Source organism: Streptomyces sp. NPDC090741 (assembly GCF_044769045.1).
Taxonomy (GTDB): domain Bacteria; phylum Actinomycetota; class Actinomycetes; order Streptomycetales; family Streptomycetaceae; genus Streptomyces.
Genome location: NZ_JBIVXF010000001.1, coordinates 842,504 through 854,736, shown reverse-complemented (window position 1 = coordinate 854,736; position 12,233 = coordinate 842,504). Strand labels below are relative to the sequence as shown.

Below are 12,233 nucleotides of genomic sequence, written 5' to 3'. Positions count from 1 at the left end.
CGCTGCCGGGGCCTTCTCGCGCCGTACTCGGGCTGCTGCGGCTGCTGCGGCTACTGCGGCTGCTGCGGCGACTTCGGCAGCAGCGGTCCGAGCAGCGAGGAGGCGGCCGCCCCGGGCAGCTCGCCGACGGACGGACCCTGCGTCAGGATCCCCGTGACCATGGTCGTGCCGACCGAGGGGAAGTCGGCGACCCGCGTGGCCACGCCGTTGTCGAGCGGGTCCACGCCGGTGTGGGCCAGCGGGTTCACCTTGAGGTTCGCGATGGGGTCGGCGACCCCCGCGAGGGCCGCCGGAACCGAGAGCTCACCGGCCTGGGCGCCACCGGCGGCCATGGCCAGGGCCGCACCGGCCATGGAGAGTGTGATGCCTGCGGAGCGCAGGGTGGAGCTACCGGGGGCTGCGTGACGTGCCATGGGGTTCCCGCCTGAGGTCGTAGTCGCGTGCGCACGCAGCGTAGTTGACGTGTGATCCTGGATACCAACCGGCCACCGGAGGCATCCCCTGCGCGGGGGAATGGTTCACACTGGTGTCCCGTGAGCTCCTCCTCTCCTTTGCCTACGCGTGTCGTCCTGCTGACCGGGCCTTCGGGTTCCGGCAAGTCCAGGCTGGCTGCCCGTTCCGGGCTGCCGGTGCTGCGCCTGGACGACTTCTACAAGGAGGGCGACGACCCGACCCTCCCGCTGGTCGACGGCAGTTCCGACATCGACTGGGACTCCCCGCTGTCGTGGGACGCCGCGGCCGCGGTCGCCGCGATCGGGGAGCTCTGCGCGGGCGGCCGTACCGAGGTGCCGGTGTACTCCATCGCCACGTCCTCCCGTACGGGTACGGAGACGCTGGACATCTCCCGCACCCCGCTGTTCATCGCCGAGGGGATCTTCGCGGCCGACATCGTGGCCCGGTGCCAGGAGATGGGGCTGCTGGCCGATGCCATCTGCCTGCGCGGCCGGCCGTCGACGACGTTCCGGCGCAGGCTCGCGCGGGATCTGCGCGAGGGCCGCAAGTCGCTGCCGTTCCTGCTGCGCAGGGGATGGCGGCTGATGCGGGCGGAGCGGGGCATCGTGGCCCGCCACACCGCCCTCGGCGCCCACGCCTGCGCCCGCGACGAGGCCCTCGGCCGCCTGGCCGCCTGCGCCGCGGGCCGCCACCGCACGGCCGCCCCGGCGTAGCAGTACGAGAAATAGCAATACGAGAAGGCGGGACCACGCGGACCCCCGGCCGCCTGATCCCGCCTTCTCCCCCCGCAGGCCCCCGTCCCACCCCCGTAGGACGGGCCCCCTGGCCCATGGTCTGTGGTGTGCCGCGTTACGCGACGAGCTCCTCGAAGGACTCCGCCTCGTCGCGGCCGAAGCTCAGCACCTCGTCGTCCCGCAGCCGCCGCAGCGACCGCCAGATGCTCGACTTCACCGTGCCGACGCTGATCCCCAGGATCTCCGCGATCTCCGGGTCCGTACGGCCCTCGTAGTACCGCAGCACCAGCATCGTGCGCTGCGGCTCCGGGATGCGGGCCAGCGCCTGCCACAGCACCGCGCGCAGTTCCGTACCCCGCATCGCGTCCGTGTCGGAGGCCGTCTCCGGGAGCTCCTCCGTCGGGTACTCGTTCAGCTTGCGCCGGCGCCACGCGCTGATGTGCAGGTTCGTCATCGTGCGCCGCAGGTACCCGCCGACGGCGGCCTTGTCGCTGATCCGGTCCCAGGCGCGGTACGTGGAGAACAGTGCGCTCTGGAGCAGGTCCTCGGCCTCGTAACGGTCACCGGTCAGGTGGAAGGCCGTCGCGTAGAGGGCGGCCCGCCGCTCCTGGACGTACGCCGTGAACTCGGCCTCCGAGGTGGCGGAGAGCTCGGGCGTGCGCTGCACCGGGACGGCGGACTGGTACGTGTTCGCGTCGATGGCCACCGTGTGCGCCGGCCGCGGACGGGCGACCGTCACCGAACGGACACCTGCCCGGCGGTTCACATCGTGCAGCCGCGTGACAACCGCGCTGGTGGTGATGCTGTGCAGCGTGTTCATCTCGCGCCCCCCGTCGTGGAGTCTGCTTCGGATCCTGCTCGGTTTCGTTGGTAAAAGACTGCCCGGCCGACTTAACCGGGGTGTCCGCCGACTGTCACAGACCTGTCACAGCGGCTCCGGCGGGTCCCCCGTGCGATCCCGTGGGCCCGACGGTCGAACTCCGAACGGTCGATGGGACAGAATGAGCCCGTGCCTTTCCTGTTGCTGATCGAGGACGACGACGCCATCCGCACGGCCCTCGAACTCTCCCTGTCTCGCCAGGGCCACCGTGTGGCCACCGCGGCGACGGGCGAGGACGGCCTGAAACTGCTGCGCGAGCAGCGGCCGGACCTGATCGTGCTGGACGTCATGCTGCCCGGGATCGACGGCTTCGAGGTGTGCCGGCGGATCCGCCGCACCGACCAGCTGCCGATCATCCTGCTGACCGCCCGCAGCGACGACATCGATGTCGTCGTGGGCCTGGAGTCGGGGGCCGACGACTACGTCGTCAAGCCCGTCCAGGGCCGGGTGCTCGACGCCCGGATCCGGGCCGTCCTGCGCCGCGGGGAACGGGAGGCCAGCGACTCCGCGGTGTTCGGTTCCCTGGTCATCGACCGGGCGGCGATGACGGTCACCAAGAACGGCGAGGACCTCCAGCTCACGCCGACCGAGCTGCGGCTGCTGCTGGAGCTCAGCCGCCGGCCCGGGCAGGCGCTCTCCCGCCAGCAGCTGCTGCGGCTGGTCTGGGAGCACGACTACCTCGGCGACTCCCGGCTCGTGGACGCCTGCGTGCAGCGGCTGCGCGCCAAGGTCGAGGAAGTACCGTCCTCGCCCACCCTCATCCGGACCGTGCGTGGTGTCGGCTACCGGCTGGACTCGCCGCAGTGATCAAAGCCCTGTTCGCGGGCCGGCGCTGGACCAGCCTGCGGCTGCGGCTCCTGATGGTGTTCTCCCTGGTCGCGCTGGTGGCCGCCGTGTCCGCGTCCGGGATCGCGTACTGGCTCAACCGCGAGGCCGTGCTCACCCGTACCCAGGACGCGGCCCTCGGCGACTTCCGCCAGGAGATGCAGAACCGGGCCGCAGCGCTGCCCGCCGACCCGACGCCCGAGGAGATGCAGCGCACCGCCGAGCTGATGGCGGGCAGCAGCCCCGGCTACAGCGTGCTGCTGGTCGACGAGCGCAAGGACGGCCGCAAGGTGTTCGGCGCGGCCGGCCCCGACGCCTTCGGGCTGAACGACGTACCGGGCTCGCTGCAGCGCGCGGTGAACGACCGGCAGAAGGCGACGGCCGCGAACGACGCCGAGTACCACGTGTACTGGCAGCGGACGAAGCCGCGCGGCAATCCGTACCTGGTCGGCGGGACGCGGATCGTGGGCGGCGGCCCGACCGGCTACATGTACAAGTCCCTGGCGCAGGAGCGGGACGACCTGAACGCGCTCGGCTGGTCGCTGACCATCGCGACGGGGCTGGCGCTGCTCGGGTCCGCGCTGCTGGCGCAGGCGGCGGCCCGGACCGTGCTCAAGCCCGTACAGCGGCTGGGGGACGCGGCGCGGCGGCTCGGCGAGGGCGAGCTGGACCACCGGCTCGACGTGTCGGGGACCGACGAACTCGCGGACCTCTCGCACACGTTCAACAAGACGGCGGAGGCGCTGGAGAAGAAGGTCGCCGACATGAGCGCGCGGGAGGAGGCCAGCCGGCGCTTCGTCGCGGACATGTCGCACGAACTGCGCACTCCGCTGACGGCGTTGACGGCGGTCGCCGAGGTGCTGGAGGAGGAGGTCGACGACCTCGATCCGATGATCGCTCCGGCGGTGGGGCTGGTGGTCAGCGAGACCCGGCGGCTGAACAACCTGGTGGAGAACCTGATGGAGGTCACCCGCTTCGACGCGGGGACGGCTCGGCTGGTCCTGGACGACGTGGACGTCGCCGACCAGGTGACGGCGTGCATCGACGCGCGGGCGTGGCTCGACGCGGTCGAACTGGACGCGGAGCGGGGCATCGTGGCGCGGCTCGACCCGCGCCGGCTCGACGTCATCCTCGCCAACCTGATCGGCAACGCGCTCAAGCACGGCGGCTCGCCGGTGCGGGTGTCGGTGGTCGTCGAGGGCGAGTGGCTGGTGATCGCGGTCCAGGACAACGGGCCGGGCATTCCGGAGGAGGTGCTGCCGCACGTCTTCGACAGGTTCTACAAGGCGAGCGCCTCGCGGCCGAAGTCGGACGGCAGCGGGCTGGGCCTGTCGATCGCAGTGGAGAACGCGCACATCCACGGCGGTGACATCACCGCGGCCAACGGGCCGAAGGGCGGTGCGCTGTTCACGCTGCGGCTGCCGGTGGACGTGGGGAAGGTGATCGCCGGTGAGGCGGACGCGTAGGGCCGGGGCGGTACTGCTGGTGCTGCTGACCTCGGCTTGCGGGATCAGGGCGACGACGGTGCCGGTGGACGTCGGCGCGGCGCCTTCGCGGGTGTCGTGCGATACGCCGGGGCCGCAGAGCGGGGTGCAGGGTTTCCGGGCCACGGTGGAGCTGGTCTGCGGATCGCAGCTGGTCGGCGTGGAGCGGGTGGTGCCGGTGCCGGAGAAGAAGCCGGTACGGGACCCGGTGGTGCTGGTCGCCGAGGCGCTGCTGGAGGCGCTGGAGCGGGAGCCGTCGTCGCAGGAGCGGGACGCGGGGTTCACGACCGGGGTTCCGGGCGGGCTGACGGTCGCGCCGGCGCGTACGGGCGACCCGGCGGGGACGATACGCATCAGCCGCAAGCCGGAGGATCTGCCGCCGGTGGCGCTGTCGCAGGTGGTGTGCACGCTGGCGGGCAGCGAGGCCGTCTCGGCGGGCCCGGGCCCGGTGGTCCTGGGCGGCCCGGACGCGGACCCGCCGCGTGCCTGGGAGTGCACGGAAGCCGTGCGCTCCCGCCCCGAGTCGGTCCCCACCCTGGGCGAACTGGTCCGCCCGACCCCCACTCCTTCTTGACGCGCCGCTCGCACGGCTCGGCCCTGGAGGGCCTCCCCGGCTTCGCGCCGCTGCGCCGGCCTCCGACCGGCGGATGCGGACCGGGGAGCGGGGTCCCGGCCGGTCGGCATCAGAGGAGGGCTGGGGGTTTCCCGCCAGTCTCACTGTCCTTCCGTGCCGCGCCGGCCCGTCAAGGGCGCTCCTTCGTCGCGTCGCTACGCGATCGCCTTCGGCGCCCCTTGACAGCCCGCCCCGCCCCGGAAAGACAAAGACTGCCGGGAAGCCCCCAGAAGGACGGTCACGGGGACGAGCAGCAGGAGCGGCCGCATCACCGACGCGCCGACCCCTCTGCGGCCAGGCACGCCGAGAGCCAAGCCCATTTCCCTCTGATCCAGGGCCGGGGCGGCCTACCCGCACGAAACGACGCCCAGAGCGTCCTGCGGAGTGCCGGGCGCGTCAGATCGCTACGCGCTCCGCACGGCTTGGCGTCCGGCGGCCGTCCGGGGCTGACCGTGGTCAGCTCGGCGGCCACCGCCGGGCCCGGGGCACCCCTGCACGACGTGATGCTGCTCGACCTCGGCCGAACACCCTAGACGGCCGCCGGACGCCGAGACCGGAGGAGCGGGTAGCGATCTGGTGCGCCTGGAGGCTCCCCGGGCCGGTCCGGTCGTCGTCAGCTGCGGGTATCGGCCCCAGACGGCCGCCGGACGCCGAGACCGGAGGAGCGGGTAGCGATCTGGTGCGCTTGGGTGGCCCGGCGGGGGCTCTGGTCGGCATCGGGTGCGGGTATCGGCCCCAGGCGGCCGCCGGACGCCGAGACGAGAGAAGCGCGTAGCGATCTGGTGCGCCCGGACGCTCGCCTGGCTGATCTGGTCGGCATCGGGTGCGGGTGGCCGCGCCCCTGGTTCGGGATCTCGGTCTCTGCGGGCCCGGGTGCCCGGCGTGCCGGAGCCCGGTCCCTCGTCTGGTCTCTGACTCGGCCGCTCCTCCGACGATGGTCCGTGCCGTTCTTTCGGGGGGTTCCCGGCAGTCCTTGTCTTTCCGGGGCGGGTCGGTCGGTCAAGGGTCGCCGAAGGCGATCGCGTAGCGACGCGACGAAGGAGCGCCCTTGACGGGCCGGCACGAACCGGAACGACGATGGGACTGACGGGAAACCCCCGAACCCACTCTGAGACGGGCCAGGGGGATACGGCTCCCCGTACCCGCCCCCGTAACGCCGTCGGCCCCCTCAGGCGGAGCTGAGGGGGCCGGGCGAGGGGCGGAGCCCCTGGGCTGTGCCCGACGGACGGAGTCCGGCGCAGCGGCGCGAAGCCGGTGAGGCCCGCTAGGGCCGAACGTGCGAGCGGCGCGTAGCGAAGGCCAGGCCCGCCAGGGCCGAGCCGTGCTAGCGGCGCGTGAGGGAATCAGAGGCCCATGGCCGCAGACAGGTCCTTCTTGATCCCGTCCAGGACTTCCTGGCCGCGGACGCGGGCCGACGCCAGGTCGGAGGCCTCGGACACCGGGACCACGACCTCCAGGTAGCACTTGAGCTTGGGCTCGGTGCCGGAGGGGCGGCAGATCACCCGGGCCTTGTAGTCGCCCTCCAGGTGGTAGCGCAGGCCGTCCGTGGGCGGGAGCTTGTCCGTGCCCTGGTTGAGGTCCTCCGCCGAGATCACCCGCAGCCCCGCCAGCGATACCGGCGGCTCCGCCCGCAGCGCGGCCATCGCCGAGGCGATGACCGACAGGTCGGAGACGCGGACCGACAGCTGGTCGGTGTGGTGCAGGCCGTGGGCCATCGCCAGGTCGTCCAGCAGGTCGGTCAGCGTGCGGCCCTGCTCCTTGAGCTCCGAGGCCAGCTCCGCCACCAGCAGGGCGGCCGTGATGCCGTCCTTGTCGCGGACGCCCTCGGGGTCGACGCAGTAGCCGAGCGCCTCCTCGTAGCCGTACCGCAGGCCCTCGACGCGGGCGATCCACTTGAAGCCCGTCAGGGTCTCCTCGTAGCCGACGCCCGCCGCCTCCGCGATCCGGCCCAGGAGGGACGAGGACACGATGGACTCGGCGAAGACGCCGCGGGCGCCCTTGTGGACCAGGTGGGCCGCCAGCAGCGCGCCGACCTCGTCGCCGCGGAGCATCCGCCAGCCGTCCGCGGTGGGGACGGCCACCGCGCAGCGGTCCGCGTCCGGGTCGTTCGCGATCACGATGTCGGGCTGGGCCTCGGCGGCCGTCGCGAACGCGAGGTCCATCGCGCCCGGCTCCTCCGGGTTCGGGAAGGCCACCGTCGGGAAGGCCGGGTCCGGCTCCGCCTGCTCGGCGACCAGCACCGGCTCCGGGAAGCCGGCCCGGGCGAAGGCCGCCAGGACGACGTCCTTGCCGACGCCGTGCATGGCCGTGTAGACGGTCCGCACGCCCCGGGGGGAGCCGGAGGTCAGGACGGCGTCCGTACGGGCCAGGTAGGCCTCCAGGACCTCGTCGCCGAGGTTCTCCCAGCCGGACTCCGGACGGGGGACCGAGGCGAGGGTGTCCACGCGCTCGATCTCCGCCGCGATCTCGGCGTCCGCGGGGGAGACGATCTGCGAGCCGTCGCCGAGGTAGACCTTGTAGCCGTTGTCCCGGGGCGGGTTGTGGCTCGCGGTCACCTCGACGCCGGCGACGGCACCCAGGTGCCGTATGGCGTACGCGAGGACGGGCGTCGGCAGCGGGCGGGGCAGGACGGCCGCGCGCAGGCCCGCGCCGGTCATCACGGCGGCGGTGTCGCGGGCGAAGTCCGCGGACTTGTACCGCGCGTCGTAGCCGACGACGACCAGGCCACCGGCGTGACCCTGGGCCTTGAGGTAGGCCGCGAGGCCGGCCGCGGCCCGGATGACCACGGAGCGGTTCATCCGCATCGGGCCCGCGCCGATCTCGCCGCGCAGTCCGGCCGTGCCGAACTGCAGGGTGCCGGAGAACCGGTCCGCGAGCTCCGTGACGTCCCCGGCCTCGATGAGCTCGGCCAGCTCGGCCGCCGTCTCCGGGTCCGGGTCCTCCGCCAGCCAGGCCTGCGCCCGGGTGATCAGGTCGTCCTGTGCCTGTTCCTGCACTGCTTCCGCCTTACCTCTCGTACGTCGATCAGATGCGGGCGAGGACCTGCGTCAGCAGCTTGCCCATGCGCGCGGCCGAGTCGCGGCCGGCCTGGAGCACCTCTTCGTGGTTCAGCGGCTCGCCGGAGATGCCCGCCGCCAGGTTGGTGACCAGGGAGATGCCGAGCACCTCGGCGCCGGCCTCGCGGGCGGCGATGGCCTCCAGCACGGTGGACATGCCGACCAGGTCGGCGCCCATGACGCGGATCATGTTGATCTCGGCCGGGGTCTCGTAGTGCGGGCCGGGGAACTGGACGTAGACGCCCTCTTCGAGGGTCTCGTCGATCTCCTTGCACATCGCGCGCAGGCGCGGCGAGTACAGGTCGGTCAGGTCCACGAAGTTCGCGCCGACGATCGGCGAGGTGGCCGTCAGGTTGAGGTGGTCGCTGATCAGTACGGGCTGGCCGGGCTTCATGCCCTCGCGCAGGCCGCCGCAGCCGTTGGTCAGGACGACGGTCTTGCAGCCGGCGGCGACGGCGGTGCGCACGCCATGGGCGACGGCGGCGACGCCGCGGCCCTCGTAGTAGTGGGTCCGGCCGAGGAAGACCAGCGCGCGCTTGTCGCCGATCTTGTACGAGCGGATCTTGCCGCCGTGGCCCTCGACGGCGGCGGGCGGGAAGCCCGGCAGATCGGTGACGGGGAATTCGGCCTCGGGCGCGCCCAGCGCCTCTGCGGCGGGGGCCCAGCCGGAGCCCATGACGAGGGCGACATCGTGGGTTTCGGCGCCGGTCAGCTCACGCAGGCGGGCGGCTGCGGCGAAGGGGTCGGTAACAGATGCGTTCACGCAGACGAGCGTAGCCGAGCATTGCCTACGCGCGTAGATGGCGCAGCTCACGGTGTTCGGATCGTTGCCTTGTCGTTTCCGCCGAAATGCCCCCGGCGCTTCACCCGCCCAGGGGGCGTCTGCCGGAGGACCCCTAACAGGCCGGAGGACCCCTAACAGGGGCGCTTGCGGAGTTCCATCACGTAGTCGTGCGGGGCCCCCGCCGATTCGGCCGCGTCGGCGATCTCGCCGAGGTAGCGCGCCGAGGGCAGGCCGCCCTCGTACCCGTTCAGCACGTAGCACCACGCCGGCTCCTCGCCGTCCAGCGTGTGGACGCGGATCCGCATCCGGCGGTAGATGTCGAGCCCGACGCCCTCCCACCGGTCCATGGAGTCCTCGTCCAGCGGCGCGATGTCGTACAGGGCGACGAACACCTGGTGGCGCGGGGCCTCGACGATCGTGGCCAGGGCGCCCTCCCACCCCATCTGCTCACCGCCGAAGGTCAGCCGCCAGTCGTTGATCCAGCCCGTGCCGCGCAGCGGCGAATGCGGAGCGCGGCGCGTCATCAGCCGCGGGTCGAGGTTGCCGGCGTACGCGGCGTAGAGCGACATGAGGTCGAGGGTACGGGAGGGGCGGGGCGGGCCGCGTGCCCGGCCGTCCTCACGGATGGCCGGACCGGGGGAGAAGCACCTTGAAGCGTGCGGGACAATGGGGCACGGAATGCATCCCCCGGGGAATCCCCCGGAAGCCCCGGCCGGGGCGGCAGCCGGCCGGGTAGACGTGAGGCGGAGTTTTCGTGACCCGGATCGTGATCATCGGCGGCGGACCCGGCGGGTATGAGGCGGCCCTCGTGGGGGCCCAGCTCGGCGCGGAGGTGACCGTCGTCGACTGCGACGGCCTCGGTGGCGCGTCCGTCCTCACCGACTGCGTACCTTCCAAGACCCTCATCGCGACCGCCGAGGTCATGACGACCTTCGACTCGTCGTACGAGGAGCTCGGCATCGTCGTCGCCGACGACACCCCGCACATCGAGCAGGCCGCGCGCGTCGTCGGCGTGGACCTCGGCAAGGTGAACCGGCGCGTCAAGCGCCTGGCGCTCGCCCAGTCGCACGACATCACCGCGTCCGTCACCCGGGCCGGCGCCCGCGTCGTACGGGGCCGCGGCAAGCTCGGCGGCCCGCAGGGCATCGACGGCACGCGCGACGTCATCGTCACCGCCGCCGACGGCACCGAGACGATCCTGACGGCCGACGCCGTGCTCATCGCGACCGGCGGCCACCCCCGCGAGATCCCGGACGCCATGCCCGACGGCGAGCGGATCCTGAACTGGACCCAGGTCTACGACCTCGACGAGCTCCCCGAGGAGCTCATCGTGGTCGGCTCGGGCGTCACCGGAGCCGAGTTCGCCGGTGCGTACCAGGCCCTCGGCTCCCGGGTGACGCTGATCTCCTCGCGCGACCGCGTACTGCCCGGCGAGGACCCGGACGCGGCGGCCGTGCTGGAGGACGTCTTCCGGCGCCGCGGCATGAACGTCGTCGGCCGCTCCCGCGCCGAGTCCGCCAAGCGCGTCGGCGACCGGGTCGAGGTCACGCTCTCCGACGGCCGCGTCATCACCGGCACGCACTGCCTGATGGCGGTCGGCGCGATCCCGAACACCAAGGACATGAACCTGGAGGAGTCCGGGGTCCGGCTCAAGGAGTCCGGGCACATCTGGACCGACAAGGTCTCCCGTACGTCCGCGCCCGGCGTGTACGCGGCGGGCGACGTGACCGGGATCTTCGCGCTGGCCTCCGTCGCCGCCATGCAGGGCCGCATCGCGATGTACCACTTCCTCGGCGACGCGGTGGCCCCGCTGAACCTCAAGACGGTCTCGTCGAACGTGTTCACCGACCCGGAGATCGCCACTGTCGGTTACACCCAGGCCGATGTGGACTCCGGCAAGATCGACGCCCGTGTCGTGAAGCTGCCGCTGCTGCGCAACGCGCGGGCCAAGATGCAGGGCATCCGGGACGGGTTCGTGAAGCTGTTCTGCCGCCCGGGCACCGGAATCGTGGTCGGCGGTGTGGTGGTCTCCCCGCGGGCGAGCGAGCTGATCCACCCCATCTCGATCGCAGTCGACAACAACCTGACCGTCGAGCAGATCGCAAACGCGTTCACGGTGTACCCCTCGCTGTCGGGTTCGATCGCCGAGGTGGCGCGCCAGCTGCACACGCGGAAGACCGCCGGCGAGGCCTGAGGGCGGTAACCGCCCCACGTCAGAGGGGACTTGGGGCGGGCCTGCGGAGGGTGGAGTGACGTTCATTCAACCGCCCCGCCGCGTATACCACTAGTCGCCCTGTTTTATGGACAACTTCGGTATTCCGGTGCAAGGAGCTGAAACAAGACGGTCGTTGGGGTTACTGTCAGTTTCGTGTTCGCTGCAGAACGTCGCCAATTGATTCTCGAAATGGTGCGGGCCAACGGAGCGGTATCGCTCCGGGAGCTCGCCCGCGTCGTCCAGACCTCCGAAGTGACCGTACGGCGGGACGTGCGGGCACTGGAGGCCGAAGGACTCCTCGACCGCCGACACGGCGGTGCGGTTTTGCCGGGCGGTTTCACGCGGGAGTCCGGATTTCCGCAAAAATCCCATCTCGCGACGGCGGAGAAGACCGCCATTGCCGACGTAGCGGCCGGCCTCGTCGAAGAAGGCGAGGCCGTCGTCGTCGGCGCGGGCACCACGACCCAGGAGCTGGCCCGCCGGCTCGCCCGGGTGCCCGGACTGACCGTCGTCACCAACTCGCTGCTGGTCGCGCAGGCACTGGCCCACGCGAACAGGGTGGAGGTGGTGATGACGGGCGGCACCCTCCGCGGCTCCAACTACGCGCTGGTCGGCAGCGGGGCGGAGCAGTCCCTCCAGGGGCTGCGGGTCTCCCGGGCCTTCCTGTCGGGCAGCGGCCTGACGGCGGAACGCGGCCTGTCCACGTCCAACATGCTGTCGGCGAGCGTGGACCGGGCCCTGGTCCAGGCCGCGGCGGAGGTGGTGGTCCTCGCGGACCACACGAAGCTGGGCACGGACACCATGTTCCAGACGGTGCCCACCGATGTGATGACCCGTCTGGTCACGGACGAGCCGCCACCGCACGACGACCGTGCGGCGACGGAACTCCAGGCCCTGGCCGACCAGGGCGTCCAGATCACGATCGCCGGCGCCGTGGCCTCCGGCGGTACGGGTGACGGCATGGCGGGCCGCCGCCCGCGGCGGGAGTCCCCGCTGCCGGTGCAGCGGCGCGGGGGGCCGTCCGGGCAGCTGCGCAGCGCCCCCGCGTCGATGCTGGAGCAGCAGTCCGCGGGGGACCGCCCCCGCGTCGCGGACATGCGGCGCCGCTAGCGGACGCCCCAGGCGTGTCCGGCGGGCTGTCCGGCCGTGTCCGGCGGGCTGTCCGGCGGGGCGTCCCGAAACGCGTGAG

At 72.3% G+C, this 12,233-nt stretch carries 11 protein-coding genes; 6 read left to right on the top strand and 5 right to left on the bottom strand.

Translation table 11 applies throughout. From position 1 onward, the window contains the following. Positions 1-50: 50 nt before the first annotated feature. Positions 51-413, bottom strand: a complete 363-nt coding sequence (locus ACIQU4_RS03960) for a hypothetical protein (protein ID WP_403725388.1) — start codon at positions 411-413, stop codon at positions 51-53. Positions 414-467: 54 nt separating this feature from the next. On the opposite strand from ACIQU4_RS03960, the gene ACIQU4_RS03955 reads away from it, so the two are divergent. Then, a complete protein-coding gene (locus tag ACIQU4_RS03955; RefSeq protein WP_403725993.1) occupies positions 468-1,166 on the top strand; it encodes a uridine kinase in 699 nt (232 codons plus the stop codon). Positions 1,167-1,302: 136 nt separating this feature from the next. Here ACIQU4_RS03955 and ACIQU4_RS03950 read toward each other — a convergent pair whose 3' ends face one another. Next, a complete protein-coding gene (locus ACIQU4_RS03950) occupies positions 1,303-2,007 on the bottom strand; it encodes a SigE family RNA polymerase sigma factor (RefSeq protein ID WP_403725385.1) in 705 nt (234 codons plus the stop codon). Positions 2,008-2,196: 189 nt separating this feature from the next. Here ACIQU4_RS03950 and afsQ1 point away from each other — a divergent pair, with 189 nt between their 5' ends. Genes afsQ1 through ACIQU4_RS03935 form a run of 3 tightly spaced genes read left to right on the top strand, consistent with a single transcriptional unit; the run spans position 2,197 to position 4,950 of the window. Further along, entirely contained in the window at positions 2,197-2,874 is a 678-nt protein-coding gene (gene afsQ1 / locus ACIQU4_RS03945; protein ID WP_180291024.1) for a two-component system response regulator AfsQ1, read from the top strand. Between the two features lie 53 nt (positions 2,875-2,927). Next, positions 2,928-4,358 carry an ATP-binding protein gene (locus ACIQU4_RS03940; RefSeq protein ID WP_403725991.1) on the top strand — a complete coding sequence of 477 codons (1,431 nt, stop codon included), beginning with the start codon at positions 2,928-2,930 and terminating at the stop codon, positions 4,356-4,358. Continuing rightward, entirely contained in the window at positions 4,342-4,950 is a 609-nt protein-coding gene (locus tag ACIQU4_RS03935; RefSeq protein WP_403725381.1) for a hypothetical protein, read from the top strand. The genes ACIQU4_RS03940 and ACIQU4_RS03935 overlap by 17 nt, the downstream gene beginning before the upstream one ends. 1,382 nt (positions 4,951-6,332) lie before the next feature. On the opposite strand, the gene ACIQU4_RS03930 is transcribed toward ACIQU4_RS03935, so the two are convergent. From ACIQU4_RS03930 to ACIQU4_RS03920, 3 genes are all read right to left on the bottom strand, one after another. After that, positions 6,333-7,985: a phospho-sugar mutase gene (locus ACIQU4_RS03930; protein ID WP_403725379.1), complete on the bottom strand. Its 1,653-nt coding sequence runs from the start codon at positions 7,983-7,985 to the stop codon at positions 6,333-6,335. A 28-nt stretch (positions 7,986-8,013) separates the two neighbouring features. Further along, on the bottom strand, positions 8,014-8,808 hold the full coding sequence (locus tag ACIQU4_RS03925) for a purine-nucleoside phosphorylase (protein WP_403725376.1): 795 nt from the start codon (positions 8,806-8,808) through the stop codon (positions 8,014-8,016). Positions 8,809-8,960: 152 nt separating this feature from the next. Beyond that, positions 8,961-9,398, bottom strand: a complete 438-nt coding sequence (locus tag ACIQU4_RS03920) for a gamma-glutamylcyclotransferase (protein WP_030865395.1) — start codon at positions 9,396-9,398, stop codon at positions 8,961-8,963. Positions 9,399-9,583: 185 nt separating this feature from the next. Between ACIQU4_RS03920 and ACIQU4_RS03915 the strand changes: the two genes are divergently transcribed. Beyond that, positions 9,584-11,023, top strand: a complete 1,440-nt coding sequence (locus ACIQU4_RS03915) for an NAD(P)H-quinone dehydrogenase (protein WP_403725373.1) — start codon at positions 9,584-9,586, stop codon at positions 11,021-11,023. Between the two features lie 174 nt (positions 11,024-11,197). Next, positions 11,198-12,154: a DeoR/GlpR family DNA-binding transcription regulator gene (locus ACIQU4_RS03910; RefSeq protein ID WP_403725371.1), complete on the top strand. Its 957-nt coding sequence runs from the start codon at positions 11,198-11,200 to the stop codon at positions 12,152-12,154. The last annotated feature ends 79 nt before the right edge of the window (positions 12,155-12,233 follow it).